General features: G+C 70.1%; 29 protein-coding genes and 1 tRNA gene. 21 read left to right on the top strand and 9 right to left on the bottom strand.

The window, feature by feature from the left end; translation table 11 throughout:
- The first annotated feature begins 8 nt into the window (after positions 1 to 8).
- The 4 genes from AB0C20_RS10710 (at position 9) to AB0C20_RS10695 (ending at position 2,259) form a co-directional block, all read left to right on the top strand.
- Positions 9 to 725: a FadR/GntR family transcriptional regulator gene (locus tag AB0C20_RS10710; protein WP_357567781.1), complete on the top strand. Its 717-nt coding sequence runs from the start codon at positions 9 to 11 to the stop codon at positions 723 to 725.
- A 39-nt stretch (positions 726 to 764) separates the two neighbouring features.
- Positions 765 to 1,238, top strand: coding sequence for a large conductance mechanosensitive channel protein MscL (mscL, locus tag AB0C20_RS10705; RefSeq protein WP_210786874.1), 474 nt, complete (start codon positions 765 to 767; stop codon positions 1,236 to 1,238).
- 81 nt (positions 1,239 to 1,319) lie between these two features.
- On the top strand, positions 1,320 to 1,571 hold the full coding sequence (locus AB0C20_RS10700) for a hypothetical protein (RefSeq protein ID WP_030486188.1): 252 nt from the start codon (positions 1,320 to 1,322) through the stop codon (positions 1,569 to 1,571).
- 316 nt (positions 1,572 to 1,887) lie between these two features.
- Positions 1,888 to 2,259: a hypothetical protein gene (locus AB0C20_RS10695; RefSeq protein WP_091395802.1), complete on the top strand. Its 372-nt coding sequence runs from the start codon at positions 1,888 to 1,890 to the stop codon at positions 2,257 to 2,259.
- Between the two features lie 67 nt (positions 2,260 to 2,326).
- Here the strand turns inward: AB0C20_RS10695 and AB0C20_RS10690 are convergent, their stop codons facing one another.
- Positions 2,327 to 3,613, bottom strand: coding sequence for a benzoate/H(+) symporter BenE family transporter (locus AB0C20_RS10690; protein ID WP_357567780.1), 1,287 nt, complete (start codon positions 3,611 to 3,613; stop codon positions 2,327 to 2,329).
- A gap of 55 nt (positions 3,614 to 3,668) precedes the next feature.
- On the opposite strand from AB0C20_RS10690, the gene AB0C20_RS10685 reads away from it, so the two are divergent.
- The 7 genes from AB0C20_RS10685 to AB0C20_RS10655 all read left to right on the top strand — a co-directional run bounded on the left by AB0C20_RS10685 (position 3,669) and on the right by AB0C20_RS10655 (position 9,664).
- Positions 3,669 to 4,229, top strand: a complete 561-nt coding sequence (locus tag AB0C20_RS10685) for an XRE family transcriptional regulator (RefSeq protein WP_357567779.1) — start codon at positions 3,669 to 3,671, stop codon at positions 4,227 to 4,229.
- A gap of 115 nt (positions 4,230 to 4,344) precedes the next feature.
- Complete coding sequence (locus AB0C20_RS10680; RefSeq protein WP_357567778.1) at positions 4,345 to 5,064, top strand: protein phosphatase 2C domain-containing protein; 720 nt, start codon at positions 4,345 to 4,347, stop codon at positions 5,062 to 5,064.
- Between the two features lie 102 nt (positions 5,065 to 5,166).
- Positions 5,167 to 5,505: a PadR family transcriptional regulator gene (locus AB0C20_RS10675; RefSeq protein WP_357179357.1), complete on the top strand. Its 339-nt coding sequence runs from the start codon at positions 5,167 to 5,169 to the stop codon at positions 5,503 to 5,505.
- Complete coding sequence (locus tag AB0C20_RS10670) at positions 5,502 to 6,347, top strand: ATP-binding cassette domain-containing protein (RefSeq protein WP_330439502.1); 846 nt, start codon at positions 5,502 to 5,504, stop codon at positions 6,345 to 6,347. The genes AB0C20_RS10675 and AB0C20_RS10670 overlap by 4 nt, the downstream gene beginning before the upstream one ends.
- Complete coding sequence (locus AB0C20_RS10665; protein WP_357179349.1) at positions 6,344 to 7,036, top strand: hypothetical protein; 693 nt, start codon at positions 6,344 to 6,346, stop codon at positions 7,034 to 7,036. Before AB0C20_RS10670 ends, AB0C20_RS10665 begins: the two co-directional genes overlap by 4 nt.
- Positions 7,037 to 7,104: 68 nt before the next feature.
- Positions 7,105 to 8,295: a GNAT family N-acetyltransferase gene (locus tag AB0C20_RS10660; RefSeq protein ID WP_357567777.1), complete on the top strand. Its 1,191-nt coding sequence runs from the start codon at positions 7,105 to 7,107 to the stop codon at positions 8,293 to 8,295.
- A gap of 184 nt (positions 8,296 to 8,479) precedes the next feature.
- Entirely contained in the window at positions 8,480 to 9,664 is a 1,185-nt protein-coding gene (locus AB0C20_RS10655; RefSeq protein WP_357179529.1) for a hypothetical protein, read from the top strand.
- A gap of 124 nt (positions 9,665 to 9,788) precedes the next feature.
- On the opposite strand, the gene AB0C20_RS10650 is transcribed toward AB0C20_RS10655, so the two are convergent.
- From AB0C20_RS10650 to AB0C20_RS10635, 4 genes are all read right to left on the bottom strand, one after another.
- The gene (locus AB0C20_RS10650; RefSeq protein ID WP_357567776.1) at positions 9,789 to 10,871 is read right to left on the bottom strand and encodes an NAD-dependent epimerase/dehydratase family protein; all 1,083 of its coding nucleotides are present in this window, start codon (positions 10,869 to 10,871) and stop codon (positions 9,789 to 9,791) included.
- Between the two features lie 148 nt (positions 10,872 to 11,019).
- Positions 11,020 to 11,325, bottom strand: coding sequence for a hypothetical protein (locus tag AB0C20_RS10645; protein WP_357567775.1), 306 nt, complete (start codon positions 11,323 to 11,325; stop codon positions 11,020 to 11,022).
- A 103-nt stretch (positions 11,326 to 11,428) separates the two neighbouring features.
- On the bottom strand, positions 11,429 to 12,478 hold the full coding sequence (locus tag AB0C20_RS10640) for a GlsB/YeaQ/YmgE family stress response membrane protein (RefSeq protein WP_357567774.1): 1,050 nt from the start codon (positions 12,476 to 12,478) through the stop codon (positions 11,429 to 11,431).
- Positions 12,475 to 12,897, bottom strand: coding sequence for a PadR family transcriptional regulator (locus AB0C20_RS10635; RefSeq protein ID WP_357567773.1), 423 nt, complete (start codon positions 12,895 to 12,897; stop codon positions 12,475 to 12,477). Before AB0C20_RS10635 ends, AB0C20_RS10640 begins: the two co-directional genes overlap by 4 nt.
- A gap of 247 nt (positions 12,898 to 13,144) precedes the next feature.
- On the opposite strand from AB0C20_RS10635, the gene AB0C20_RS10630 reads away from it, so the two are divergent.
- Positions 13,145 to 13,216: transfer RNA gene (locus AB0C20_RS10630), tRNA-Lys, on the top strand.
- Positions 13,217 to 13,385: 169 nt separating this feature from the next.
- Positions 13,386 to 13,973: a nucleoside monophosphate kinase gene (locus AB0C20_RS10625; protein WP_357567772.1), complete on the top strand. Its 588-nt coding sequence runs from the start codon at positions 13,386 to 13,388 to the stop codon at positions 13,971 to 13,973.
- 398 nt (positions 13,974 to 14,371) lie between these two features.
- Here the strand turns inward: AB0C20_RS10625 and AB0C20_RS10620 are convergent, their stop codons facing one another.
- Complete coding sequence (locus tag AB0C20_RS10620) at positions 14,372 to 15,097, bottom strand: DUF4839 domain-containing protein (protein ID WP_357567771.1); 726 nt, start codon at positions 15,095 to 15,097, stop codon at positions 14,372 to 14,374.
- A 186-nt stretch (positions 15,098 to 15,283) separates the two neighbouring features.
- Between AB0C20_RS10620 and AB0C20_RS10615 the strand changes: the two genes are divergently transcribed.
- The 4 genes from AB0C20_RS10615 to AB0C20_RS10600 all read left to right on the top strand — a co-directional run bounded on the left by AB0C20_RS10615 (position 15,284) and on the right by AB0C20_RS10600 (position 20,856).
- Entirely contained in the window at positions 15,284 to 16,003 is a 720-nt protein-coding gene (locus AB0C20_RS10615; RefSeq protein WP_357567770.1) for an SdrD B-like domain-containing protein, read from the top strand.
- 180 nt (positions 16,004 to 16,183) lie between these two features.
- A complete protein-coding gene (locus AB0C20_RS10610; RefSeq protein WP_357567769.1) occupies positions 16,184 to 16,954 on the top strand; it encodes an IclR family transcriptional regulator in 771 nt (256 codons plus the stop codon).
- Positions 16,955 to 17,392: 438 nt separating this feature from the next.
- A complete protein-coding gene (locus tag AB0C20_RS10605) occupies positions 17,393 to 18,823 on the top strand; it encodes an extracellular solute-binding protein (RefSeq protein ID WP_357179316.1) in 1,431 nt (476 codons plus the stop codon).
- Positions 18,824 to 18,948: 125 nt separating this feature from the next.
- The gene (locus AB0C20_RS10600) at positions 18,949 to 20,856 is read left to right on the top strand and encodes an ABC transporter permease subunit (RefSeq protein WP_357567768.1); all 1,908 of its coding nucleotides are present in this window, start codon (positions 18,949 to 18,951) and stop codon (positions 20,854 to 20,856) included.
- 23 nt (positions 20,857 to 20,879) lie between these two features.
- Here the strand turns inward: AB0C20_RS10600 and AB0C20_RS10595 are convergent, their stop codons facing one another.
- The gene (locus AB0C20_RS10595) at positions 20,880 to 21,824 is read right to left on the bottom strand and encodes a GNAT family N-acetyltransferase (protein ID WP_357567767.1); all 945 of its coding nucleotides are present in this window, start codon (positions 21,822 to 21,824) and stop codon (positions 20,880 to 20,882) included.
- Complete coding sequence (locus AB0C20_RS10590; protein WP_357179306.1) at positions 21,821 to 22,432, bottom strand: dihydrofolate reductase family protein; 612 nt, start codon at positions 22,430 to 22,432, stop codon at positions 21,821 to 21,823. Before AB0C20_RS10590 ends, AB0C20_RS10595 begins: the two co-directional genes overlap by 4 nt.
- 114 nt (positions 22,433 to 22,546) lie before the next feature.
- Here AB0C20_RS10590 and AB0C20_RS10585 point away from each other — a divergent pair, with 114 nt between their 5' ends.
- On the top strand, positions 22,547 to 23,428 hold the full coding sequence (locus tag AB0C20_RS10585) for a LysR family transcriptional regulator (RefSeq protein WP_357179303.1): 882 nt from the start codon (positions 22,547 to 22,549) through the stop codon (positions 23,426 to 23,428).
- 9 nt (positions 23,429 to 23,437) lie between these two features.
- Here the strand turns inward: AB0C20_RS10585 and AB0C20_RS10580 are convergent, their stop codons facing one another.
- Positions 23,438 to 24,082 (bottom strand): TetR/AcrR family transcriptional regulator, encoded by a 645-nt coding sequence (locus tag AB0C20_RS10580; RefSeq protein WP_357179300.1) that lies wholly within the window; start codon positions 24,080 to 24,082, stop codon positions 23,438 to 23,440.
- 56 nt (positions 24,083 to 24,138) lie between these two features.
- Between AB0C20_RS10580 and AB0C20_RS10575 the strand changes: the two genes are divergently transcribed.
- From AB0C20_RS10575 to AB0C20_RS10565, 3 genes are read left to right on the top strand one after another with little or no spacing between them, the layout of a single operon-like run.
- Positions 24,139 to 24,432: a hypothetical protein gene (locus AB0C20_RS10575; protein ID WP_328651444.1), complete on the top strand. Its 294-nt coding sequence runs from the start codon at positions 24,139 to 24,141 to the stop codon at positions 24,430 to 24,432.
- Complete coding sequence (locus AB0C20_RS10570) at positions 24,432 to 25,334, top strand: methyltransferase domain-containing protein (RefSeq protein WP_357567766.1); 903 nt, start codon at positions 24,432 to 24,434, stop codon at positions 25,332 to 25,334. Before AB0C20_RS10575 ends, AB0C20_RS10570 begins: the two co-directional genes overlap by 1 nt.
- A complete protein-coding gene (locus AB0C20_RS10565) occupies positions 25,331 to 25,714 on the top strand; it encodes a hypothetical protein (RefSeq protein WP_357179292.1) in 384 nt (127 codons plus the stop codon). The genes AB0C20_RS10570 and AB0C20_RS10565 overlap by 4 nt, the downstream gene beginning before the upstream one ends.
- The last annotated feature ends 2 nt before the right edge of the window (positions 25,715 to 25,716 follow it).

The following is a 25,716-nucleotide window of genomic DNA, read 5'->3' as shown; positions in this document are numbered from 1 at the left end:
TGTAACCAGTGCCACCGTCGGTTGATTTCCCCTCCGCGCCGCCGGCGTCGCCCAGCGGCCAGCCCGCCGTGCCGCCCCGCGGCCACCGGGTCCGGCAGACCACCGAGCAGCTCCGCGCCCGGATCCTGGGCGGCGAATGGCCCGTCGGCGGGCGCATCCCCACCGAGCCACAACTGGTCGCCGCGCTGGGCGTCGGGCGCAACACGGTCCGCGAGGCGGTCCGCGCCCTGGTGCACGCCGGGGTGCTGGAGTGCCGGCAGGGCTCCGGCACCTACGTGGTGTCCACCGACGAACTGGCACCGGTGGTCGCCCGCCGACTCGGCGACGACCGGATGACCGAGGTCATCGAGGTACGCCGCGCCTTCGAGGTGGAGGCCGCCCGGCTCGCCGCGTTGCGGCGTACCCCGGAGGACCTGGCGGCGCTCGACGGCGCGCTCGCCCAGCGCGAGGCCGCCTGGCACGGCGGCCGGGTCGACGCGTTCGTCGAGGCCGACGCGGCACTGCACACGGCGGTGGTCGCCGCCGCGCACAACGCCATGCTCGCCGAGCTGTACGCCTCGGTGGGCACCGCCCTGCGCAGCACTGTCGCCCAGGCCATGGGCGGGGAGCTCACCCCCGAGCGCTACGTCGACCACACCCGGTTGGTCGAGGCGATCCGGGCCGGCGATCCCGGCCGGGCGGCGCTCGAAGCCGGCGCTTTTCTGGAACCCGCCGAACGGGCATAGGTTGTGCCCGACAGAAAAGCGGACACCTCGGGAGTACGAATGCTCAAGGGCTTCAAAGACTTCATCATGCGCGGCAACGTCGTCGACCTGGCGGTCGGTGTCGTCATCGGCGCCGCGTTCACGGGCGTGGTCACCCAGCTCACCAAGTCGTTCCTCGACCCGCTGATCCGGGTCTTCGTGCTGCTCATCACGGGTAGCGACAAGGGCCTGGCCGGCACGGCACCCAGCTTCCGCGGCATCTCGTTCGACTGGATCGCCTTCGTCAACGCGGTAATCACCTTCCTGCTGACCGCGATGGCGCTCTACTTCCTGGTCGTCTACCCGATGAACCGGCTGGCCGAGCGGCGCAAGCGGGGCGAGGAGCCGCCGCCCTCGGCGCCGAGCGAGGAGGTCAAGCTGCTCACCGAGATCCGGGACGCCCTGGTCTCCGCCGGCCACACCACCCCGGGCCAGCAGCGGGGGGCGCTGGACGACGTGCTGGGCCGCCGTCCCGAGCCGCCGACGCAGCGCTGACCCGAACGGATGCACATCGGCCCCTGTGGGATTCCCGCAGGGGCCGCACCTTCTCGTACGTGTGTTCGATAGAGTCCCGCCATGGAGCAGCGAAAGCACTGGTGGAACGGGAAGTGGGGGCGGCTGGCCCGGCGGGACGTCTTCCTGCGGGTGGACGCCGACCGGTGGCACGTCGAGCAGCGGGCCGGCGGCGCCGAGGGCATCTCCCGTTTCTACGAGTACGGCAGTGCTGACGAGGCCGAGGACACCGTCCGGGCGCTGCTCGACGGACCGGACACCTGGCGGGAGCTGTCCCCTCGCCCGCCCGGCGGCTGGACCCTCCCGAACAGCTGAGTGAGCGGAACACCGCGCACGGGCGCGAGGGTGCCGTGTGCTGGGCGCCGTGTGTGCTGCGTGCCGCTGGTGCCGCGGTCCGCCGCCTGCCACCTTGCGCGGGCCGTAGAGGCGGCATTGCTTTCGACAGTGATGACTCTGAAGCATAAATATGCCTCAGAGTCATCACGCTCTCCGGGCCATCGCCTCCGGGCCATCGCCGCCAGGCCATCGCCTCGGGGCCGTCGCCGCCAGGCCCACCGCCGCCGCAGTTGCTGAGCGCCCAGCGGGTGGGCGGCGGCGTTTAGCGGCGCGCCGCCCTGGGAACCGCAGCGGGATGGACCAGCAGGACGAGCAGCAGGCGACCATCTCGCGGATCACCACCGGGATGCCGGTGATCGACTCAGCTGGCACCGAGGTCGGCACCGTGGACCTCGTCCAGCGGGGTGACCCGAACGCGGTGACCGTCCAGACACCGACCGCCGACCCGGGCAGCAGCCTGGACGAGCTGATCGAGGCGACCGCTGTCGAGGAGCCGGACGTGCCGGCCGATCTGGCGGCGCGGCTGCTGCACAGCGGCTATCTGAAGGTCTCGACCGACCTGACCCGTACCGGCGCGGTCTACGTACCGGCCGACCGGATCGGGTCGGTGGCCGATGGCCGGGTCCTCCTGGCAGTCGGGGTGGCCGACCTGCCGCCCGAGGAGTGACCCCACCACCCTGATCGACTCGGCTTCACGGAAATCGGGGCGTCCAGAGCCTCGGGACAGCCCGACTTCATGAAACCCGAGTGGATCTTCCCTGCGCGGCAGGATCGGGCTGATCAGGCGGGCCGGGCTGATCAGGCGGGCCGGGCTGATCAGGCGGGCCGGGCTGATCAGGCGCGGCGGGTTGGTCGGGCGCTGGGGGGGCGGGTTGGCGGCGGCGGAAGAGCAGCAGCAGGCAGCCCGCGACCAGGCCCCAGAACGCGCCGCCCACGCCGATCAGCGTCACCCCGGACGCGGTCACCACGAAGGTGACCACTGCGGCCTCGCGGGTCGCCGGGTCGGTCACCGCCGAGGCGAGCGCTGTGGCGAGGGCGCCCAGTAGCGCCAGCCCGGCGACCGCCTCGATGAGGATCGGTGGGGCGACCGCCACCAGCGTGGTGGCCACGCCAGCGCCGAGGCCGAGCACGGCCAGCCCAGCGCCTGCGGTGACCGAGGCGATCCATCGGCGCTCCGGGTCGGGGTGCGCGTCGGGACCGGCGGCCAGCGCGGCGGTGATCGCCGCGAGGTTCACCGCGTGCCCACCGGCCGGGGCGGCGAGCAGGCTGGCCAGGCCGGTGGTCCGCAGCGCGGCGCCGAACGGCGGCCGGTAGCCGTAGCCGACCAGCACCGCCATGCCGGGTACGTTCTGCGCGGCCATGGTGACCAGGAACAGCGGCAGGGCCAACCCGACCAGTGCTGACGCGTTCCAGGCCGGCGCGGTCAGCGTGACCGATGGGATCAGCGCGGCACCGGTCAGGCCGGTCGGCGGTGCTGTCAGTGCGATCGCCGCCACGGCCACCACCAGCGCACCGGGCACCGCCCAGCGTCGGGCGAACCGGTGCAGCAGCAGCCAACCGACCACCACCGATCCGGCCACCACCGGCAGCTCGACAAGCGCGCGGACCGGGGCGGTGCACAGCGGCAGCAGCACCCCGGCGAGCATCGCGCCGGCCACCGGCTTGGGGATGGCGGCCACCGCACGGCCGAGCGGCGGGAACAACCCGGCCGCGGCGATCAGCACACCGGAGACGAGGAAGGCGCCCACTGCTACCGGCCATCCGCCCGGCGGCGGCCCGGTCGCCACCAGCAGCGCCGCGCCCGGAGTGGACCAGGCCACGCTCATCGGTATCCGGTACCGCCAGCCAAGCCAGGCGGCGGCGAGCCCACTGGCCACGCAGAGAGCGAGCAGGCCGGAGGCGGCCTGCGCGTCCGACGCGCCCGCCGCTCGGAGCCCGGCCAGCACGACTGTGAACGAGCTGGCGAAGCCCACCAGCGCGGTCACCACCCCCGCAAGCACCGGTTGCACGCGTCCGGCCACGCCATCCTCCCGACTGTTCCGTTTACGGAACGGAAGCGTGTAGCACGATAGCCGGGTGCCGCACCCACCACCAGCCCCGCGCCCGGGCCTCGACGTGGACCCCGCCGTCGTCGGGCGCCGGGTCCGTGCCCTGCGCGAGGAGCAGGGGATCTCGCTGTCCACACTCGCCCGGCTCGCCGGTGTCGGAAAGGCCACCCTCTCCGGCCTGGAGCACGGCACCCGCAACCCGACCCTGGAGACGCTCTGGGCGGTCACCGCGCAGCTCGGCGTACCGCTGACTGCGGTGCTGGCGGAGCCGGCCGCCGGGCCAACAGTGCACGGCACCGCTGTCACCGCGACCCTGCTGGAGGTCTTCACCGACACCGACGCGACCTACGAGCTGTACCGGATGCGGGTAGCGCCCGGCCGCGGCCAGCTCTCCCCCGCCCACCCGGCGGGAGTCACCGAGCACGTCACCGTCTTCGCCGGGGTGCTGCGCGCCGGGCCGGCCGACGCGCCGCTGACCGCCCCGGCCGGCGGTCACCTCCGCTGGGTGTCGGACGTGCCACACAGCTACGCGGCGGTGGGTGACGAGGAGGTCGCCGCCAGCCTGCTCCTGCGCTATCCGCGCCGCTGAGACCCCGCCGATCGGTCACGGACCGTCGGCCCGGTCGACGAAAATCGCAATCATTTCTCGACCTAGGTAGGAGGCGTAGAGACGAATGCGGGTTGTTCTTGGCAAGCTTGACCCCATGACGCTGATCCTCCGCTCGGTCATCCTCAACGACATCGGCTTGGTGCGCACCAACAACGAGGACTCCGCCCTCGCCGGTGACCGCCTGATCGCCGTCGCCGACGGCATGGGTGGGCTGCCTGCGGGCGAGGTGGCGAGCGAGATCGTGATCCGGATCCTGGACGAACTGGCTCCGCCCACCGACCCCGACGGCGCCGCCGACGCCCTGCGTGCCGTGGTCAGCACCGCCAACCAGCGCATCCACGCCGCCATCACCGTCGACCCGAGCCGGGACGGCATGGGTACGACGCTCACCGCGGCGCTGCTGGCCGGGGAGACGCTGGTGCTGGCCCAGGTGGGCGACTCCCGCTGCTACCTGCTGCGCGAGGGCGAGCTGACCCAGCTCACCCGGGACGACACGTTCGTGCAGGCGCTTGTCGATCAGGGCACCCTCTCCCCCGAGCAGGCCCGCCACCACCCGCAGCGGTCCCTGGTGACCCGGGCCGTGCAGGGCGCCGACACCCCACCCGCGGTCGGGGTGCTCACAGTGGTCCCCGGTGACCGGCTGCTGCTGTGCAGCGACGGGCTCTCCGACTACGTCGAGGACGAGGCCATCGCCACGGCCCTGGGCATGTACGCGGACCGCCAGCAGTGCGGTGAGCAGTTGGTGAAGCTGGCCCACCACGCCGGCGCGCCGGACAACGTCACAGTCGTGGTCTCCGACGTCGTCGCCCGCTGACGCGTACGGCTCACTCCGCGGCTCACCCGAACCGACTGGTTCGGGTACCGCTGCCACAGTAGGTGGTTGTGCCATCTAGCTAGCGCCGCTACTGTCCGACGCGTGGATTCCGACCGGCGCGGGCAGTGGCTGCGGGGGGTGCTCGACATCTGCGTCCTGGCCCTGCTGTCCAATGGCGAGTCCTACGGCTACCAGCTCGCCCAGGCGCTCGACGCGGCCGGCGTCGGGCCGATCCAGGGCGGCACGCTCTATCCGGTGCTGCTGCGCCTCCAGAAGACCGGCCTGGTGACCGCGCAGTGGCGGGAGGGCAGCGCCGGGCCGGCCCGCAAGTACTACCGGCTCACCGACGACGGGCATTCGGCGCTCCGCGCCGGCGGCAGCGCCTGGCTCACCTTCGTCCGGCCGGTGAACGACATCGTCACGAAGGGGGTCACCCGGTGAACGCCGACGATTGGCTGCGTACGCTCACAGCCGAGCTGCACCAACGCCGGGTCGCGGCGGACGCCGCACGGCACGTGGTCGCCGAGGCCGCCACGCACCTACGCGAGGGCGGCGGCGACCCCTGGGTCGTCTTCGGCCCACCCCAGCAGTACGCGGGTGCCGTCGTGGAGAGCATCGGCACCGCGCCCGGACCGCGCCCCGGCCCGGTCCGGTTGCACGCCGCGGGCATCACCAAGCGGTACGGACGGCGAACCGTGCTGCGCGACGCCACGCTGACCGTCCGGGCCGGACAGATCGCCGCAGTCGTCGGCGCGAACGGCTGCGGCAAGAGCACCTTCCTCCGGATCTGCGCCGGACTCATGTCACCGGACGCCGGTGAGGTGACCGTCTCCGGGCGGCTCGGCTACTGCCCGCAATCCGGCGGCACCTCCGACTTCCTGCTCGCCGACGAGCACTTCGTGCTGATCGGCGCCGGCCAGGATGTGGCCCGGGGCCCGGCCCGCCGCGCCGGTCGGGCGGCGGCCCGGCAGCTCGGCTGGGAAGCGGGCGGCGACGTGCAGGCCCGCCACCTCTCCGGCGGCACCCGACAGAAGCTCAACCTGACCATGTCCACGCTCAGCGCCCCCGACGTGCTGCTGCTCGACGAGCCGTACCAGGGCTTCGACCAGGGCACGTACGTCAACTTCTGGGACCAGCTCAGCAGGTTGCGCGACGCCGGCACCGCCATCGTCGTGGTGACCCACCTGCTCAACCAACTCGACCGGGTGGACATCGTGCTCGACCTGACCCCGGCACACGAGACCCTGTGGCACGCGCCCGGCATCCAGGGAGGCCGCCCGTGAACCGGCTCGTCACCGTCGCCGAGATGACACTGCGGGAGTTGCTGCGGCGTCGAGGCGTACTCCTGCTGTTGTTGTTGATGCCGTTGACCTTCTACCTGATCCGGCGGGACGCCTACCTCGGGCAGTCGGTTCGCTCGCTGCTGCTCGGCGTGGGCTGGGCGGTGAGCACCGCCGCGCTGTTCGCCACGACCGCGGCCCGCGAGTTGGAGCCGAGGCTGCGGCTGGCCGGCTACCGCCCACACCATCTCTATCTCGGTCGGATGCTCGGCCTGTGGACGGTGGGGCTGGTCATCTCCGTACCCTTCTTCCTGCTCCCGATGATCGACGGCGCGGACCTGCGGTACGGCGGCCTGGCGGCGGCGCTGCTCTGTTCCGTCGCGGTGGCGGCGCCGTTCGGGATGCTGATCGGTGCGCTGCTGCCCCGCGAGCTGGAGGGCACGCTGCTGCTGCTCACAGTGGTGACGGTGCAGATGCTGATCGACCCGGCCGGGTCCGGGGCGAGGTTGACGCCGTTCTGGTCGAGCCGGGAGATCGCCACCTGGACCGTCGACAACACCGACCAGGGCTATCTCTTCCGTGGCCTGCTGCACGGGCTCGTCGTCACCGCCCTGCTGGCCCTGGGCGTGGCCGCGGTGGCCAGCGTCCGCCTGCGCCGCCGTCGGCACCTGCGGCACCTGCCGGTCGGCTGACCGCCGCACCGGCAGCGGATCGGGCCAATCCGGTTGCTGCGACCCGCGCGCCGGGTTGAGATGGGCGAATGACCATCCGCCGGGTGACCGACGACGACCGTCTCACCACCAGCTTTCCGCTGGCCGCGTACGCCTTCGAGTCCTCGCCGCTCAGCGCTGCACGGACCGCCGAGTTCCGCGACTACCTGCCCTACAACCAGGGCAACCGGACGCTGATCGTCGAGGAGGACGGCACCACGTTGGCAGCCGTCTCGGCCATTCCGATGCGACAGAACCTGCGCGGGGTGGTGCTGCCGATGGCCGGTGTCGCCGGGGTGGCGACCCACCCGCTGGCCCGGCGGCAGGGTCACGTCCGGACGTTGCTGCACCAACTCCTCGACGAGATGCGCGACGAGGGCCACCTGCTCAGTGCGCTCTATCCGTTCCGGCCCAGCTTCTACGCCCGGTTCGGCTACGTCGGGCTGCCCAAGCCGCGCCGGGTCACCTTCACCCCGGCCAACCTGGGTTCGCTGCTCCGGGCGGACCTGCCCGGCGAGGTCGGCTGGGAACGCGTCGCCGCCGGCTATCCGGCGTGGCGGGCGTTCACCGAGCGCAACCTCCAGGAACGGCACGGCTTCGCGATCTTTCCGGACCACCGGGCGGTCGGTTTGCGTGACCGGGACGAGTACTGGCTGCTCACCGCCCGGGTCGACGGGGAGGTCACCGGCGCGGTGACGTACCGGATCGACGAACACGGCGGCACGCTGCACGGCAACGAGCTGCTTGTCACCGACCCGCTCGCGCGGACGCTGCTGTTGCAGTTCTTCGCCCGGCACGTCGACCAGATCGAGCGGATCACCGTTCAGGTTCCGCCGGACGAATTGCCCGAGCTGTGGCTGACCGACCTGGACGTGCACGTCGAGGCCCGGACGTCCGTGCCGGGTTCGTCCGCGCCGATGGCCCGGCTGCTGTCACTGGACGCGTTGAGCGGGCTGCCCGCCGGCCCGGGCCGGGTGCGGATCGAGCTGACCGGTGACCGCTGGCTGGCCGGCACCCACCTGCTCGACGGCACTACCGGGGCGCTGGAGCTGGTCGACGACACCACCGGCCGCGCGCCGACCGCCACGCTCACCGCCGCCGGGCTCTCCGCCCTCGCGTACGGGGTGCTGGACCCGGCCGAGCTGCCGCTACGCGGTCTGGGTGAGGTGCCGGTGGACGCCGTCACGGAGCTGCGCGGCCTCTTCCCCCGCCGAGTGCCGTACCTCTTCGCCGACTTCTGAGCCCGGTTTGCCGACTTCTGAGCCCGGTTTGCCGCCGGGGACCCACCACGCCGCAGCCGGCGGGCGGCGGGCGGCGGGCGGCGGGCGGCGGGCGGCGGGCGGCGGGCGTGGCTTAGCGGTGCATTAAGCCGGCCCGGCGGATTCGTCGCGACGCCGTCGCGGCTCCTAGCATCACGGGGTGCGCATGACGTCGCTTGCCGCTCTCCTCGTCCTCGGTGTCGCCACCGCGGCCCTGCCCGCCTGCGCGTCCAACGACCCGGCTCCCGCCTTCGAGGCCGGCTCGACCGCCTCGCCGACGGCGCTGCCCACCGGTGGTCAGAGCGAAGCGCCGGGGGCGCGGGACGGCCTCGGCGGCCCGGGGGCCAGCGCCAGCCCAAAGCCCGCCAACAAGGTGCTCGCCGCCGGCAACCCGAACGGCACTGCCACAGTGCCGGCCGAGGCGCGGGCGGTGAACACCTCGAAGCCGACCCGGACCATCGGCACCGGCACCCCGGCGAGCTGCACCTCCGCGGCGGTCGTGAAGGCCGTCGCGGCCGGCGGTGTCATCACGTTCAACTGTGGACCGGCCCCGGTGACGATCAAGATGGCCGCCACCGCGAAGGTCCGCAACGCCAACGGGCCGAAGATCGTGTTGGACGGCGGCGGCAAGATCACGTTGAGCGGCCAGGGGCAGCGCCGCATCCTCTACATGAACACCTGCGACGAGGCCCAGGGCTTCACCACCTCGCACTGCCAGAACCAGGATCACCCGCAACTCACCGTGCAGAATCTGACCTTCGCCGACGGCAACTCCACAGGTGAGAAGGTCGAGGGCGGCGGCGGCGGGGCGATCTTCGTACGCGGTGGGCGGTTGAAGGTGGTCAACTCGCGCTTCGTCCGCAACCGCTGCGACCGCACCGGCCCCGACCTGGGTGGCGCGGCCGTCCGGGTGCTGAGCCAGTACGAGAACAAGCCGGTGTACGTGGTGGGCAGCACCTTCGACGGCGGTTCCTGCTCCAACGGAGGGGCACTGAGCAGCATCGGCGTGTCGTGGGTGGTGCTGAACAGCCTGCTCAGGAACAACGAGGCGATCGGCAGCGGTGCCAACCCGGCCAAGTCCGGCACGCCCGGCGGCGGCAGCGGCGGCGCGATCTACTGCGACGGCAACGAGTTCACAGTGCGGATCGCCGGCACGATCATCGAGAACAACACTGCCAACGAGGGTGGCGGCGCGGTCTTCTTCGTGAGCAACAACCGCACCGGCACGATGAAGATCGAAAACTCGACCCTGCGCCGCAATCCCAGCGCCAAGTTCGAGACCCGCGGCTTCCCCGGCATCTTCTTCCTGGGCGCCCGCAACCCCACAGTCACCAACTCCAAGCTCTCCTAACCCGCCCGCGCCCCCGCGCCCCCGCGCCCGCGCCCCCTCCGGCCCGCGCCGGTGATCAAGAGGTTTCGGTCATCAGGGCGGCGTTTTCTGACCGAAAGCTCTTGATCAACAAGCTGGGGTGGGGTCAGTAGGGGTTTCCTTGGCCTGGGGGGCGGGCGTGGAGGAGGGCGGCGGGGCGGCCGGGCAGGTCCCGTGCGCCAGACATCGGCGGGCTTGTCGTGTGGTCGCCGTCGGCCATTCCGGCGAAGAGTTCCTTGAGCGCCGTCAGTGCACTGATCTTGGGATGCCAGCCCAGCTCGGTCTCCGCACGCTCGCTGGACATCAGCGGGGCGTTCAGACCCAGCTCCACCCAGCCCGCGTCTACCGGTTGCAGCCGCGCCCGCCAGGTCAGCGCCGCCGCCGCCCGCAGCACCGGCGCGGCGACCGGCACCGTCCAACCATGGAAGTGCCGGGCCACCAGCTCCGGAGTGAGCACCGGGTCCGCGGCGACGTTGAAGGCGCCGCGCGCATCACCCAGCACCGCCCGGGCGTACGCGTCAGCCACGTCATCGGCGTGCACCGCCTGCATCCGCAACCGGCGGTTCGTCGGCACCAACGGGATCCGGCCGAAGCGCAGCAGCCGCACCGGCGCCAACGGGCCGAGGAAGTAACGCGTGATCTCCGCACCGGCGGCCCGCTGGAAGATCAACCCGGGCCGCATCCGTACCACCCGCAGCGTCGGGTGATCCCGTTCGACCTCGTTCAGCAGAGCCTCCACCTCCGCCTTGTGCTCGCTGTACGACGAACCGGGCACGCCGGTGGCGGGCCACCGCTCACTGATCGGGTGATCCTTCGGGCCGGGCGCGTAGGTGCCGACCGACGAGGCGTACACCAGGGCCGGAACACCGGCCTGGACCACCGCGTTGATCACCGCCCGGCTGCCCTCGACGTTGGTCCGGCGCAGCACCCGCTGGTCGTGGCTGGGCTGGATCTGCCAGGCCAGGTGCACTACAGCGTCCGCACCCGCGAACACCTCGGCGAGCTGCCCGGCCGCGCCCGGCGCGCCGATGTCGCAGGAGTGCCACTCCACCTGGTCGTACGGCTCGCCGGCATCCGGGCCGGGCAACCGTCTTACTACCCCGGCCAGCTCCACGCCCCGCTCCCGGCGCAGCCGCCGCAGCACCGCTGTACCGACGTTGCCGCTCGCCCCCACCACCACGATCCGCATGTCCGACCCCGTACCCGCCCAGCAGCAGCTCAACCACCCACCAGCGCGGCGGAGGGCCTGCGGCGGGCGCGTCTTGATCCACTCGACTTCCTGAAAGTCGCGGCATCCGCGCGCTCAGGACACCTTGACTTCCGGGATCCCGAGTCGATCACGGCCGAGGTGACTCCCGTACCCAGCCGTGCTTCTCCTTGCCCCGCCTATTACCAGCGGTGGCGGCCAGGCAGCGCGGGCAGATCCAGCCCACCGCATCCGCCACGGTGAGCACGTCGGTACCCGAGTAGTCGAAACGCACATGCGGGAAGCGACGCAGTCGGGTACGGCTCAGCGCCAGGCCACAGACCGTCTGGTTCTGGCCGGGCAACCAGGCGTGCACCTCGCCGCGCGGCTGGCGTACGCCGTCACGCCCGACCTCCTCCCCGGAGGCCGCCACGGCAGGCAAGCGGCTCGATCCCATGCCGGTCCTGGTTCCCCATCGGCCCCCACCCATGCGCCGCCGAACGAGGCCGGCTTGATCCACCCCAATCACCGACCCCGCCACATCGCTGATCCTGCCGAAGTCAGGCCCCTGTCATCGCAGTCGAGCGGTGCCCGCAGGTCGGACAGACGTCGTCGAGCACTCGTCGACGTACGGTCTGGTGTCGGGCGGCCTGGCCGGCGAGGGCCGCTGCCAGCAGCGCCGCGCCGACAAGAAGGATCGACCCGGCTGTGACGGCATAGGCCGTCGGGGCGGGCCCGCCGCCGCTGGTACCCCAGATCGCCTGGCTGAGCTGGTCGGCGCCGAACAGGCCGGCCGGGGCGGCAACCAGCAGGGTCGCCCAGAGGCCGGCGTCGTCGGCTCGCAGGGCGCGACCGAGGCCGACGAGCAGGACCAGTGCGAACATCAGCCCACCGGCCATCGCCAGCAGCTCGGGGGTCGAGCCGTACGAGACGAACATGCCCCCGCCGCTCTCAGCTGCGTTCAGTGCCACGGACGCGGCCGTCACACAACCGACCGTGAGCGGCGGCAGGCTACGCGCGACCCAACCGGGATGGGAGGGCAGCGCGAGCGTGGCCAGGCCGAGCGCGACGGCGGGGACCAGCACGAACAGCGGCGGCCCAGGTTGGCCGGTGACGGCGGCCACTGGCGGCACGGCGACAGTCAGCAGGAGACCACCGGCGGCAGCGGTGCGAGCCCAGGCCCCGGGCAGCGCAGTGGCGGCGAGGCCGACGAGCAGCCAGCCCAGCCAGATGACGGCGCCGAGGGTCTGGACCGGACCGACCGGGTCCAGTCGGGCGAAGCGAGGATCTTCGAACTCGACCTGCAGGAGCAGGAAGGCGGAGACCGCGACCAGGGTGTTCAGCGCGGCGGTCGCAGCCAGCGGGAGAGCCGCAACCAGCCCGAGAGCCCCGTACCCGCGCAGTCGCTCCCGAAGCCCGGCGCCGAGCAGATCGACGGCGTCGTGTGGGGACGGCCAGTGCCGCCCCGGATCGACTGTGTCGAGGTACGTCCCGACGATCTCGTCGCCCCGCTCAGCCTGGTAGTCACCCGGGTAGGCCCACAGCAGCCGCCGGTAGCGGGACTCCAGCGGCGACCCGGCCTGTTCCTGCGCGGGACTGGGCTGGTTCATGCCGGGCCTCCGGTCGGTCGAAGGACGCGGTGGGCGGCCGTTCCGGGGATGGTGAGAGGGCCGCGTGAGATGCCGTCGGCGGTGCGGGTGCCCGCAGGTCGGGCACGTAACCGCTGCGTGGCGGCCTCGACGTTGCGGCGCAGCCGTTCGGTCTCGCCGGTGAGCACGGACCGGCCCGCTTCGGTGAGCCGGTAGTAGCGGCGCAACCGTCCCTCGACGACCTCCTCGCGGTCCCGCTCGACCAGCCCTTCGTCGGTGAGGCGGTCGAGTGCGCCGTAGAGGGTGCCGGGCCGCAGCGCCAGCCGCCCATCGGAGAGGGTCGCGACGTCGCTGATGATGCCGTAGCCGTGCATGGATTCCCGGGCAAGGGCAGTCAGGATCAAGAAGGTGGGTTCCCGCAGTGGCGTGGGTGTGGCCATGACGCCAATATATCGGTGATGAAGCTATACCGGTGACGAAGCGATGCAGAAGTTTGCCGGAGGCGTCGAGGCCGGCTGCGGACGCGAGCCACCTCGCCAGTTGGTCATCCCGGCGGGCCGCTCGGCCTTGCACCAGCAACGGCGGCAGTCCAACGCCCACACCGTCGTGGGCGTAGATCAGCATCGCTCCTCTGGCCCGGGGGCGGACATCAGCCGGGGCGCAGACCGTCGGGTAACCTGAGCGCGCGGGCCGCTAGCTCAATGGCAGAGCTGTGGACTTTTAATCCATAGGTTCAGGGTTCGAGTCCCTGGCGGCCCACTCCGTTCCAGCTCAGCGGCCCTGTGTAGGGCCGCTGTCTTTGTCAGCACGACTCGTACAGCAGCGAAGTACAGCAGTAGCGCTCTACCGGTCCAGTGCTCTGCCGAGCCGCTTGAGCACGTTGCGGGTGGCTAGCTTGGCGCTTCGGCGTCATCCACATGGAGTACACATGCCCAACGTGGTCCTCATCGCCGGGCCGGTAGTCGACCTGGCTTCCGCTGCGTGGGCTCTGGCAGACGCCATCGGCCTACAGGTTGTCAGCGCAGGCAACGTCCTCCGCGGTCACGTGCAGCAGCAGACTCCGTTGAGCAAAGAGGCGAGCCGGTATATGCAGGCCGGACATCTTGTCCCGGATGAGCTAATGGTCAAAGCCATCGCTGACGCCCTAACCAACGCCGACGGTGGCTGGGTGCTGTACAACTTCCCTCGCAACATCCGCCAAGCTGAGTTGCAGACGCAGAGCGGCCATGTCCCCGACGCAGTGATCGAAGTTGTCCTTACGGAGGACCAACTCCGCCTCGCCGCGCAGCGCTGGGTGGAACGCCAGATAGACCTGGACTCTCAGCAAGCCGAGCGACGCCAGGAACTCTTGCTGATGTACTCGCATTCACAGGAGACCTACCGAGAGCAGGTCGAGCCGTTGCGAGCCTATTACCGGGCCCATGGCCTGTGGCAAACCGTCAGTGGCTTCGGCGACTTCGAGGACGTAGCAGCCAGGCTGATCCCAATCGTCTCTGCCAGTAAACGCCACTCCTGATATCGCGCAGGTAGGCCGGCTGCCGGGCGACGTGGGAGGACTTTCCTCACATCTATCAAGGCGGCCCTGGACGTGCCGCACGCGCCGCCGCCTGGGCGCGTCCGTCGCCCCGACTCCGGCCACGCAACACGCCCGGCGGCTGGCCGGAAGCGGTCAGCCCATGGGGCCGGCAGCCGGCCGGGCCGCGCGGTCACGAGCCCGCGGCATAGTGCAGCGCACGCCGGCTGCGTCGGCGAGCTGGTGGCGGGTAGCGGGGTTGCGGTTACTTCGCCTCCGGCGGGGCGCTCGGGCTCCAGGATGGTCGGGGGTCCGTCGGCGGGTCACGGCGCGGCCGTGACGTGTCCGCCTAGGTGATCACCGGGCAAGCCGGTCGGTGATGACGCCGCCGCCCATCTTGACTACCGGACTTCCGTCGAGACCGGGTCGAGGAAGAAGAGGCACTGGGCGGATTTGAACTCGCCTACCTCGGCGACGAAGCGGAACTTGTCGCCTTCGCCGACGGTGGCGGGGATCTGCTTGCCGGTCAGTTTCAGGTCGAGGATGTTGACGTCCTCGTACTTGAAGGCCGGGCCGACTGCCGTGTTCGGGCCCTTGTCGCCTGGGCCCAGAAGGAAGTCGTAGCGGGTGTCGTAGTCACCGTGGGGCGCCATGTTCACGATCGAGCCGTTGAACGCGACCGTCTTGCCCTCGTGCCTGGTCGCGAAGGCCAGGTTCGCGTCGTCGCAACTGTCCGCCTTCAGCAGCGCGGCGAACTCCGGATTGTTCTGCGGCGTGATCACCGCAGGGGCAGCCGACTCGACAGCGGTCGGAGCCGGCGTAGCAGACGGTTTCTCACTCACAGCAGCCGTCGACTTGTCTGACTCGTCCTTCTTTTCGTCTCCGCCGCTGAGTGCAGAGGCGGCGCCGATGACGACGGCAAGGATCACGAGGACGGCGGCCGCCGCGCCGATCAGGAGCCACGGCTGCGGCTTCTTCGGCCGACGGAAGTCGACTGTGGAGCGCAGCGCGCCTGGGGCCTGTCGTACGAGCTCCCAGCCTTCCTTCTGCATCTTCGAGATAACCCAGCCGTCGGTGCCGCGAACTGGCCGTACGGTCTTGAACTCGTACTTGATCTCGTCGGCCATGCGGCTCCGCGCCTCCTAAGTGGACTGCTCACAACAGCGGCCCGGCGCAGCATAGGGGACAGGCACAACTGACACCGGCCGCGTGTAACGCCGGGCTGATCGGTGAAGCCGGATGAGTGGAGATCTTGATCTCCAATGCGGCCTCCACTCTCCTGGAAGGGCCGTCACCTGCGACGTGAGGAACCTATGCGCCCTCGCTCCCTTTCCCGCTCGATCCGACGCACCTTCTCCACCTCGCTGGCCACCCTCGCCCTCGTCGGGGGCGCGGCGGCCCTCGCTCCGGCCGACGCGGTGGCGGCCGGGCGACTCCAGCCCGATCTGGTCGTCGATCTGATGATGACCGACGTGCTCAATCCGGCGGAGGGCGAGACCTTCTCCGGCGAGCTGTTCGTGCCGTTCGTCGTGGCCGGCGCGACACCGGGCAGCAGGGTGCCCATCACCACGAGCATCACCCCGCAACGCCGCGAGGCGAACACCGACAACAACACCGAATCCGTCACGGTGGCGATCTCGGGCACGTGCGTCATCCGCGGCAGTGTGTGGCACGGCCTTGACCGGGATGGGCAGCGCGAGGCGGATGAGCCAGCCATCGCCGGTGGCCCGGACGGGGTGTTGGAGGTGAGTCTGTCGAGTCCGCAGCGACAGGCGATTGGCGGTGGCTCGGCCACCGTCAACCCGGACGGAACCTGGTCGATCACCGCCCGCACCGAGCTGCTGTACGAGGTCCGGCTGGAGGCAGCCGCCACGTACGGCCGGACTGTCGCAGACGTGGGTGACGACGCCACGGACTCGGACATCGTGAAGTCGTACCAGTTCGAGCCGACCCTGCTCGTCGCCAGCGCCGAATTCCAGGCCGTGCATGGCGGAGAGTACGTGGTCGACGCCGGCCTCGTCGGCCAGAGCTGAGCCCCTCGCCGCCCGCCCGAGATGTTTCGGGCGGGCGGCGATCCGGACAGACAGCAGCGGCTCCGCCGGAGGGGGTGGTGATGACACCTGGCGCCGGGGGCTGACGTAGATATCCTCTTCAGGTGCTGGCCCGTGTGGAGATCGTTGACATGGGTCCGGCACTGCGAAGGGACTATCGACATGCCCCGTGTGGTACCGGCGGTCATCCGCGCGCTCGACGTCCTCGAACTGTTCCTGGACTGCCCTCAGTTGTCGGCCCGCCAGGTGATGGAGCGACTCGATCTGCCCCGCACGACTGTCCACGAGTTGCTCGTGACGCTCGAGGCTCGCGCGTACCTGATCTCCGTACCGGGTCAGCCTGTGCAGTATCGGCTCGGCATGCCGCTGTTCCAGCTCGGCGCGGCGTTCGCCGGCCGGCTTGATCTGGTACGCGAGGCGCAGGGCGTCGCGCGGGACGTGGCGGCCGCGTGCGACGAGGCGGTCCATGTGGCGGTGCTCGACGGTGCCGATGTCATCTACCTCGTGAAGTTCGACAGCACGCACCCCGTCCGGATGGTTTCCGGGGTCGGGCTGCGGCTGCCCGCACACTGCACGGCCGTCGGCAAGGTACTGCTGTCGGATCTCGATCAGGCGGACCTGGACGGCGTCCTACTGAAGGACCCCCTGCCGGGCATGACGCCGGACAGCATCACCGACCCGGATCTTCTTCGTGAGCATCTGAACCGTGTCCGGGCGGAGGGTGTCGCTGTCGACATCGGCGAGTCGGACACCGCGATGCGCTGTGTCGCTGCGGGGATCCGGGACCATACCGGCGCCATCATCGCTGGGATGAGTCTGTCCGCGCCGAGCATTCGTTGGACGCCTCAGGTGCAGGTGGAGTGGACCGGGCTGGTTCGCGAGGGCGCGGCTGTGTTGTCGGCCCGCATGGGCTACCGGGCGCAATCTCGGTAGGCAACCTCCCGCTTTCGGTTCGAAACAACATCGAAACATTGACATTGCTCATCAAGCTGCCCTAGCGTCGCGACCACTCGATACGGTATATCGAACCTAGTTCGAAATCTCGAACGGCGGTGGTCAGGTGATCCGACCGAACTGGAACGTCAGCGCTACTGCCTCGGCCCGGTCGCCGATCGCCTCAACCTCGTCGCGCTACCCGGAGAGCGCCACCCGACATGTCTCGGGTGGCTCCGACGAAGCGCGCGTGAGCGGACGTCCCACGGTGACGGGCGGGCCCGCTCACCACCGTAGGAACCCACGAACGCACTGATCTCGACGGGCGTCCCTCGGTGGTCGCCGGCAGAAACCAACTGCAACACAAGCATCGCGGTGTTCGCCAGTTAGACCTTCGGCGTGCAGCCGTGCGCGGGCAGAAGAAGGAGGCGGGTGTCCATGGAGGACAAGTCGGGGTGGTCACGGCGGGGCTTTCTGGGGATGGGGGTGGGGGTGCTCGGTGCGGCCGGTCTGGCCGCGTGTGGGGACGGCTCCGAATCGCCCACCAGGGTGCAGCCGGAGGTTCCGCAGGAGCTTATCGACGCCGCGGCGGCGATGAAGGGCTCCTCGATGGGCATGCTGTCGCAGAAGCTGTACTCGACGGCGGCGAACGAAGCCCTCGACAGCTCGATCAAGAAGTTCGCCGACAGCACCGGGACGAAGATCGAGAACAGTCTGGTCCAGGCCGACGCCGGTGACGTGGTGGCCAAGATCGACGCCGAGGTCAAGGGCGGGGTGGCCCGTGACCTGGCGTTCATGACCGACTCGCGGTTCGTCGCGCAGTTCCAGGCGCTGGGCGACCTGGAGGACGTGACGGACGTCGTCAAGGCGCTGACCGCCAAGTACGGCGAACCCTGCGCCGAGGCCAAGAACTTCTGCGTCTTCGACGGCAAGTGGTTCGCCATCCCGTACCACTTCATCGGGATCGGGTCGTTCCTGCGCAAGGACTGGATGCAGGACAAGGGCATCACCCCCAAGGACATCTACAGCTGGGAGGAGCTGCGGGACCTGTGCCTGGAGATCTCCGATCCGACCAAGCGCCGGTTCGGCTGGGGCATGACTGTGAACCGGTCCGGTGACGGCAACGGAATGATCGAGGCGTTGATCAACGCCTACGGCGGGTCGATCGCCGCCAACGACGGCCGGAAGGTCACCTTCAACTCACCGGAGACGGTGCAGGCGGTTACCTTCCTCGGCGACATCTACACCAACCCCAAGTACAAGCCGATGTTGCCACCGGGGATCGCGAGCTGGACCGACACCAGCAACAACGAGAACTGGCTCGCCGGGATCCTCGGTTACACCCGCAACCAGTTCAGCGTCTACGCGGACTCCAGGACCAAGAAGAACCCGGTGCACGAGAACACCCACGTGTTCTCCGACTGCATCGGGCCCGCGACCGACAATCCGCTGCTGCTCGGCCAGTCGCAGGGCTTCGTCGTCTTCAAGGGTGCCAAGAACCCGGCGCTCGCCAAGCTCCTGGCCCAGTACCTGGTCAGCGCGCCCGCGCTGCTCGGGGTGGCGAAGGAAGCACCCGGCCTGGTGATGCCCGCCTGGGAGAAGGTCTGGGACGCCGACCCGTTCTTCACCAGCGGCGACGCGGCGTTCCCCATGCTGCGAAAGATCACTGAACTGAAGCTGCCGCTGAACACGAAGAACGGCCTGGCCTTCCCGCAGAAGGCCAGCGCGGGCCAGCAGGCGGTGGGATCGGCCTACGTCCTCACCGACATGATGCAGCAGGTCGTGCAGGGCACGGCGCCGGCGCAGGCCGTGACGGCCGCCCACGCGAAGATGGTGCAGATCTTCAACCAGCAGGGGCTGCGGCAGTGAGGTCGGTCCGTCCTGCGCGGGTCCCGACGGCGAGGAAATCCCCGCCGTCGGGGCCCGGCTCTCTCACGGCGGTCCAGCGGCGGCTGGGGCGCGACTGGCGACTCGCGGCGCTGTTCCTGGCGCCGATGGCAGTGCTGGTCGGCGGGCTCGTTCTCGTGCCGATCGCCCGGTCGATCATCACCAGCACCACGGAACGGCACGGGCAGGACACCGTCTTCGTCGGCCTGGACAACTATCTCGCGCTCGTCAGCGACGATCAGTTCCACACCGGCGTGGTGAACTCGTTCGTCTTCACCGCGTACGCCGAAATTTTCAAGGTCGTGCTGGGGTTGGCGGCGGCCCTGCTGCTGCATCATCGCCGCCGTGGGCGGGCCGTGCTGGCCGGGCTGCTCCTGGTGCCGTGGGTGGTGCCGACGGTGGTGACGGCGTTCAGTTGGCGCGCGCTGCTCGACCCGATCTTCGGCAGCGTCAACACGCTGCTCACCGCCACCGGGATCGGGCCGCTGCTGGCCAGCGCGCACCTGGTCGACAGTTGGCCTGCGGGCTGGCTGTCCGACCCGTCGCTGGCCATGCCGTCGGTGATCCTCGTCAACGTCTGGAAGGGAGTGCCGTTCTTCACCGTGTGTTTCCTCGCGGGGTTGAAGGCCATCCCGGCGGACCTCTACGAGGCGGCGACCATCGACGGTGCCTCGGCGTGGCAGCGGTTCAGAAGCGTGACGCTGCCCGGACTGCGCCACGTGATCACCGTGACGGTGACTCTGTCGTCGATCTGGACGTTCAACAACTTCGACCTGGTCTGGTTGCTGACGCAGGGCGGCCCGGGCGACGTGACAGCGCCGTACGTGCTCATCGCCTATTCGAAGGCCATCCTGCAACTCCAGTACGGCGCGGGCGCGGCGGTCACGCTCGTCATGCTGCCGATCATCGGCGGGCTGGTGTTCGTCCTGGTCCGGTTGTTGCGTCAGGACACCAACATCAAGCTGCCCCGGCGACGCCGGACAGCGCTGTGGATCGGGGCACGGCGGTGGGCTCCGACGGCGCGCAAGGCGCTGCCGTGGGTCATCGCGGCGCTGGTCACCGGCCTGCTGGCCTGGGCATCACCGCAGATCTTCTGGAAGGCGGCGGTAGTCCTCGGCGTGATTCTGCTGATCGCGGCGGGGGTCGGCCGGGTGGTCTCGACCCTCCAGTCCCGAGGTGGTCGCCGTTCGTCGTCGGTGGTGTCGGGCCTGGGTTCCTGGGCTGCGCTGGCCGGCCTGCTCTTCTTCGTGCTGGGCCCGCTGTACTGGATCGCCGTCACGGCCTTCAAGTCCGAGGGCCAGGTCGTCATGCGTACCGACGACCTGTGGCCGACGCCGTGGACCCTTGAGCAGTTCGGCGCCCTGTTCGACAACCAACCGTTCGGCCGCTGGTACCTCAACACCCTGCTGGTGTCCGCGGCGTCGACAGCCGTGGCACTGGTCTGCGCCGCCCTGGCGGGGTACGCCCTGGCCCGGCTGCGGTTCCGCGGGGCGCAGGGCTTCACCGTCACGGTGCTGCTCACCTACGTGATGCCGGGCGCGCTGCTGTTCATCCCGCTGTACCAGATGCTCATCGGCGCCAGGCTCACCGACTCGTTGTGGTCCCTGGTGGTGACGTACCCGACCTTCACGCTGCCGTTCGCCACCTGGCTGCTGGTGGGGTACTTCTCGTCGATTCCCATCGAGCTGGAGGAGGCCGCGTTGGTGGACGGTTGCAGCCGCATCCAGGCGTTCGGCAAGGTGGTGCTGCCGCTGGCCAAGCCAGGGCTGCTGGCGGTTGCGCTCTTCACACTGACCAACGCCTGGAACGAGTTCCTCTTCGCCTTCGTGTTCATCACGAAGGACGAGTACAAGACGCTTCCGGTCGGAATGCAGTCGATGATCGCCGGAGACGTCGTACCGCAGGGACAACTCGCCGCGGCGTCGCTGCTGGTCAGCATCCCCGTGGTGATCATGTACGCCCTCGGGCAGCGCTTCCTGACCGAGGGGCTCACCGCTGGCGCTGTGAAGGGCTGATCGGGGGCAGCCGACCGCTCGCGCTACCAGGCCATGTTGATGGCCCGCTCGAAGTTGACGTAACCGGCGCGGGCGAAGGCTTTCGCCATGGGTACGTTGCCCAGGTCGGTGGCAGCGCGGATGCGTGGGACGTCCTCGGCGGCCAGGGTTCGGGTGCCCTCGGCGAGGAGGCCGTCGACGTACCCGTGGCCCCGGTGCTCCGGAACGACGCCGAGGTAGGCGATCACCGGGTGGTAGGCGTTGCGGGCGGGAACGACGAACCCGACGGCCTCGCCGTTCTCGCCCAACGTCCCGATGCGCCACCACTCACGAGGGCTGGAGTACGTGGCCAGTTCCTGCTCGTAGTGCTTGAGCGCGGCCTCGTGGGGCGACATCTGTGCCAGGTCGGTACGGCTGTGCGCGTCCAGGGTCCCGTTCAGTGCGCGGGTCATCAGCGCGACCAACTCGTCGGTGTCCAGGGCTGGGCGGAAGGCCAGTCGCTTGTCGGGCGTTGGCAGGCCGGCCGTGGGGCGCCACTCCAGGCGTAGGCGTTCGACAGTCAGGCGGGCGCCGGTGCTCTCGAGGACGCCCATCCTGGTACGCACGGCCCGGTACGTGTCCGGGTTCTCGCGCCAGTCCGCCGGAATGAACCGGCCATATTCGGGAGGTACCGAGCCGGGTGCCAGGACCTGCTTCGCGGCGGTCTCGTACAACGCCCGCGCCACCTCGGTCAGATCCTCGGCGGTGTCGTCGACGTCGAGGATGTCCAGCAGCAGCGGAGCGTCGTCGCCGCTGCGGCCCCACCAGGCGACCCTGGCCAGCAGTCGGTCGCCGCGCACTGCCACCCACATCCACTCCGGTCGGCGGCGCTTGTCGGCAAGGTCGTCGTCGAGCTCGTGATTGATGGTGTACGGCAGGCGGTTGAACAGGGCGGTCTCGTCCGGCCCGGTGATGGGACGGATCGTGACCGTGTCAGGGGACGTGCTCATGCGGACTCGTTTCCGGTCTGTGTGCGCGTGTAGGTGAGGAAGAGAGCGCCACTGTCCAGAACTGTGTGGTCGGTCAGGCGCCAGGTGCGTGGTGCGAAGACGGCGTCGCGGCCGAAGAGCGGAATGCCGGCGCCGATGGTCAGCGGGGCGAGCTTGATGATCAGCTGGTCGATCTCGGGGTAGAGGGCACCGGCCAGCGCGCCGCCGCCGATCACCCAGACGTCCTTGCCGTCGTGCCGCTTCAGCTCTCGTACGGTGGCAATCAGGTCCTGGCCGATGACCTCGACGGCCGGGTCCGGGCTGCTGCCCAGCGTCCGGGAGAACACCAGGTGGCGCAGGTGCGGGTACGCGTCGGTCACGCCGGCCTTCAGGCCAACCTCGTAGGAGTGGCGCCCTTCCAGCACTGTGTCGAACCGGCTGCCCTGGTCGGTGATGCCGAACGCCTGCCGGGCCGGGCCGGGGAGCGTCTCCGGGTACTCCGCGACGAGGTGGCGCAGGTAGTCGTCCGGGACGGGCCAGAAGCCGTCGGGGCCGGTGGGGTCGGCGCCGTCGGGGCCGGCGATGAAGCCGTCCAGTGTGGCGGCGATGTAATACACGAGCTTGCGCACGACGATCTCCTCGTTCAGGGGTGCCATCAGCCTGCCCGGCGCGGCACCGGCCTACAAGATCACAACTGGTAACGTGCCATAACCCTGCGCTAATGGGTGGATCGGGGACAGCACATGGAACTCCGCGACATCGAGATCTTCCTGACCCTGGCGGAGGAACTGCACTTCACCCGCACCGCCGAGCGGCTGCACGTGACCCAGGCCCGGGTCAGCCAGGCGATCAAGAAGCAGGAACGTCGGATCGGCGCCGCGCTGTTCGAGCGGAACAACAGGCAGGTGACGCTCACGCCGATCGGCCAACGGCTCTTCGACGACATCCAGCCCATGTACCGAGGTCTGCACGAGGGAATGGACCGGGCCAGGCTGGCCGCCCGCGGCAAGACCGGGGTGCTGCGGGTCGGGTCGATCGCCGTCAACCTCCATGATTTCCGCGAGTTGTTCGACGGGTTCGCGAAGGACCACCCTGAGTGCGAGGTGCAGCTCCGGCATGTCGACTTCGGCGATCCCTTCGGTCGGCTGCGCGCCGGCGACATCGACGTGCAGATCGTGTGGTTGCCCGTCAAGGAGCCGGACCTCACCGTCGGCCCGGTGATCTACACCGAACCCATCGTGCTGGCCGTCGGGTCGACCCACCGGCTGGCTGGCCGGAAATCGGTCTCCTACGAGGATCTGGCGGACGAGACGGTCATGGGCGGGGCCCGGCCGGACTACTGGCGGGAGATCCTGGTGCCGGTACGCACACCGAGCGGACGGTTGATCCCGATCGGCCCGTCGGTCTCCAACTTTCAGGAGATGATCCCGATCCTCGTCACTGGCGAAGCCGTCTCGCCCGTGCACGCCCAGGCCGCCAGCTACTACGCGCGGCCGGACATCGCCTACGTGCCCATCCACGACGCCCCGCCCGGCCGGTGGGGGCTGATCTGGCGTACCGGCTGCGAGACGGAACTCATCCGCTCCTTCGCCGGCGTCGCGCAGGGTCTGCACTCCGTCGAATAGCCCGCCGCGTTACCCGGCGCCGGCGATGATCGCGCCGCCGACGGTGTCCACATACCACCGCTGGTACTGCTCGATCGCCCATCCGCGTTGCCGGACGAGCCAGTCGAAGTTGCGGACGTCCTGGGCCAACCAGAGGATGTCGGCCACCTGATCGACGCTCAGGTCGGGGCGTACGCCTCCCGTGTCGACGAGTTCGGCGGCGAACATGGCCATGCCGCGGCGGCGGTCGTCGACGTTCTTGCGCCAGATCTCGGCGGCATCCGGATCGGCCGTGGCAGCCCCGGCCAGCGCGAGCATCACCTGGGCCTGCCGGGCGTTGACCTCGGCCAGATGGCGGGCGTAGCGGGCGAGCTTGGCCTGAGGGTCGGCGAGGGCGCGGATCTCGGCCACGAAGGGCCGGTCCGGCAGAGCCACCGGTTCGTCGTCGCCGGCCAGGGTGACGTCGACCAACTGGGAGAGCAGTTGCCGCTTGCTGCCGAACACCGCGTACAGGGTCTGGACCGCGACGCCGGCTTCCACTGCGACAGCGGTCAGCGGTGTGGCCGCGTAGCCCGGATCGACGAACAGCCGGCCAGCCGCTTCGAGGATCGCCCGCCGGGTCTGTCGGGCCTGCTCCTGTCGCCGAGATGAGTCATATCGCCGCTTGACAACCACCTCTCAACTGTAGTGCTCTATTGGATAGAGGCTCACTCTATCGAGAGGTGACGGCCATGCCGTTCGGTGTGTTGCAGGAGATGCCCGGCGTCAGCGAAGCGGAGTACCGGCAGGTGGAACGACACCTCGGGCCGGATCGACCCCCGGGTCTCCTCGCCCATGTCGCCGGGCCGACCGAGGACGGCTGGCGGATCATCAACGTCTGGCAGGACGAAGCGGCATTCCGCCGGTTCCAGTCCGAACGGCTGGTCCGGGCCGCTGGCCTGGCGGCACAGGAGGACGGCTTCGACCCGACGAAGGCGGCTCACTTCCGCTCGATGAGCGTCGACGGCGCCGAGATGCCGTTCTGATGGCCGACACCGCCAGCCTGCGGGCCCGCGGCACCGCTTTCTGGGCGGAAGCGGCAGCTGGCTGGATTCGCCACGCCGATAGGCAGGACGAGACCGGTCGACCGCTGGGAGCGGCGGCCATGGATCGACTGGCGGCACTACCCGCCGAACGAATCCTCGACGTGGGCTGCGGCTGCGGCGGCACCACGGCCGAGATCGCCGCCGCGGTCGGCGAGACCGGCGCGGCGATCGGTGTCGACATCGACGAGGCGATGGTGACCGCCGCTCGACGCCGGTTCCCCACCGACGGGCACCCGGGCATCCAGTTCCACGTGGCCGACGTCGAGACTCTCGATGCCGTGCCCGGTGCCCCGTTCGACGCGGCGTTCTCACGAATGACACTGATGCTGTTGGCGGATCCGGTTGCCGGCTGCCGCACGATCCGGCGGTCACTGCGCCCCGGAGGGCGCCTCGCCGCTACCGTCTTCCGCGACAGCGGGGTCAACCCGTGGCTGTCCGCGGCGATGCTCGGCGCCGCACCACATCTCGGACCTCTACCACCGCTCCCGGTCGGTGACGAGCCCGGTCCGTTCGCGTTCGCCGACCCGGAGCGGCTCGCCCGGATCCTCACCACCGCCGGCTTCACCGCCGTCACGATCACGCAGTGCGATGTCGTCCTGGAAACTCCGGACGACGCTGACGCGGTGGCCGAATGGCTCATCGAGGTCGGCCCGGCCGGCGCCGCGTACCGGACGGCTCCGCCGGCTGGTCAGGCTTCGGCCCGGGCGGGGGCCGCCCGGCTGCTCGGCCGGTTCCGTAAGCCTGGCGTCGGCTACCGGCTGCCCACCGGCCTCTGGCTCGTCACCGCGAACGCCGCCGGAACCCCCACCCACCACGAACCCCGTGAGGACAAAATCCAATGAGTACGTTCCGACCGCTCGCACCAGCCCTCTGCCTCGTGCTCGCCCTGACGGCGTGCACCGAGACCGACGCGCCCGAGCCCACTGCGGCGCCAGACACGACAGGATCGACCAGCGCGGCCGGATCCGCTCCGGCCGACGGCCCCTCGGTGTCGGCGAAGGAAGTGTGCGCCTACCTGGCCGGCCAGGTGCCGACGCTCAAGGGAATCGGGTCCGAGACGGGCGTGATGGCCAACCTCACAGTGAACCTCTATTCCTGGTACGAGAAGCAGGGCCCCGTGCCCAACGGCCGTGACATCGACGACCAGACCCGCAAGGAATGCCCGGCGACCCGGACCGAGGTGCTGAAACTCGCCGGCATGGAGAGCTTCGAGCGGCTGTAGCC

Origin of the sequence: Micromonospora sp. NPDC048843, from assembly GCF_040649965.1 — a bacterium.
Classification (GTDB): domain Bacteria; phylum Actinomycetota; class Actinomycetes; order Mycobacteriales; family Micromonosporaceae; genus Micromonospora; species Micromonospora hortensis.
The sequence above is the reverse complement of the archived record's forward strand: the minus strand, read 5'-3'. Positions and strand labels throughout refer to the sequence as shown.

What these genes read in the sequence shown, in the direction of transcription:
- mscL (WP_210786874.1), top strand. Translation starts at nt 765, where the DNA reads ATGCTCAAGGGCTTCAAAGACTTCATCATGCGCGGCAACGTCGTCGAC.
- AB0C20_RS10700 (WP_030486188.1), top strand. Translation starts at nt 1,320, where the DNA reads ATGGAGCAGCGAAAGCACTGGTGGAACGGGAAGTGGGGGCGGCTGGCC.
- AB0C20_RS10695 (WP_091395802.1), top strand. Translation starts at nt 1,888, where the DNA reads ATGGACCAGCAGGACGAGCAGCAGGCGACCATCTCGCGGATCACCACC.
- AB0C20_RS10680 (WP_357567778.1), top strand. Translation starts at nt 4,345, where the DNA reads ATGACGCTGATCCTCCGCTCGGTCATCCTCAACGACATCGGCTTGGTG.
- AB0C20_RS10660 (WP_357567777.1), top strand. Translation starts at nt 7,105, where the DNA reads ATGACCATCCGCCGGGTGACCGACGACGACCGTCTCACCACCAGCTTT.
- AB0C20_RS10655 (WP_357179529.1), top strand. Translation starts at nt 8,480, where the DNA reads ATGACGTCGCTTGCCGCTCTCCTCGTCCTCGGTGTCGCCACCGCGGCC.
- AB0C20_RS10650 (WP_357567776.1), bottom strand. Translation starts at nt 10,871, where the DNA reads ATGCGGATCGTGGTGGTGGGGGCGAGCGGCAACGTCGGTACAGCGGTG.
- AB0C20_RS10645 (WP_357567775.1), bottom strand. Translation starts at nt 11,325, where the DNA reads ATGGGATCGAGCCGCTTGCCTGCCGTGGCGGCCTCCGGGGAGGAGGTC.
- AB0C20_RS10640 (WP_357567774.1), bottom strand. Translation starts at nt 12,478, where the DNA reads ATGAACCAGCCCAGTCCCGCGCAGGAACAGGCCGGGTCGCCGCTGGAG.
- AB0C20_RS10635 (WP_357567773.1), bottom strand. Translation starts at nt 12,897, where the DNA reads ATGGCCACACCCACGCCACTGCGGGAACCCACCTTCTTGATCCTGACT.
- AB0C20_RS10625 (WP_357567772.1), top strand. Translation starts at nt 13,386, where the DNA reads ATGCCCAACGTGGTCCTCATCGCCGGGCCGGTAGTCGACCTGGCTTCC.
- AB0C20_RS10620 (WP_357567771.1), bottom strand. Translation starts at nt 15,097, where the DNA reads ATGGCCGACGAGATCAAGTACGAGTTCAAGACCGTACGGCCAGTTCGC.
- AB0C20_RS10615 (WP_357567770.1), top strand. Translation starts at nt 15,284, where the DNA reads ATGCGCCCTCGCTCCCTTTCCCGCTCGATCCGACGCACCTTCTCCACC.
- AB0C20_RS10610 (WP_357567769.1), top strand. Translation starts at nt 16,184, where the DNA reads ATGCCCCGTGTGGTACCGGCGGTCATCCGCGCGCTCGACGTCCTCGAA.
- AB0C20_RS10605 (WP_357179316.1), top strand. Translation starts at nt 17,393, where the DNA reads ATGGAGGACAAGTCGGGGTGGTCACGGCGGGGCTTTCTGGGGATGGGG.
- AB0C20_RS10600 (WP_357567768.1), top strand. Translation starts at nt 18,949, where the DNA reads ATGGCAGTGCTGGTCGGCGGGCTCGTTCTCGTGCCGATCGCCCGGTCG.
- AB0C20_RS10595 (WP_357567767.1), bottom strand. Translation starts at nt 21,824, where the DNA reads ATGAGCACGTCCCCTGACACGGTCACGATCCGTCCCATCACCGGGCCG.
- AB0C20_RS10585 (WP_357179303.1), top strand. Translation starts at nt 22,547, where the DNA reads ATGGAACTCCGCGACATCGAGATCTTCCTGACCCTGGCGGAGGAACTG.
- AB0C20_RS10575 (WP_328651444.1), top strand. Translation starts at nt 24,139, where the DNA reads ATGCCGTTCGGTGTGTTGCAGGAGATGCCCGGCGTCAGCGAAGCGGAG.
- AB0C20_RS10570 (WP_357567766.1), top strand. Translation starts at nt 24,432, where the DNA reads ATGGCCGACACCGCCAGCCTGCGGGCCCGCGGCACCGCTTTCTGGGCG.
- AB0C20_RS10565 (WP_357179292.1), top strand. Translation starts at nt 25,331, where the DNA reads ATGAGTACGTTCCGACCGCTCGCACCAGCCCTCTGCCTCGTGCTCGCC.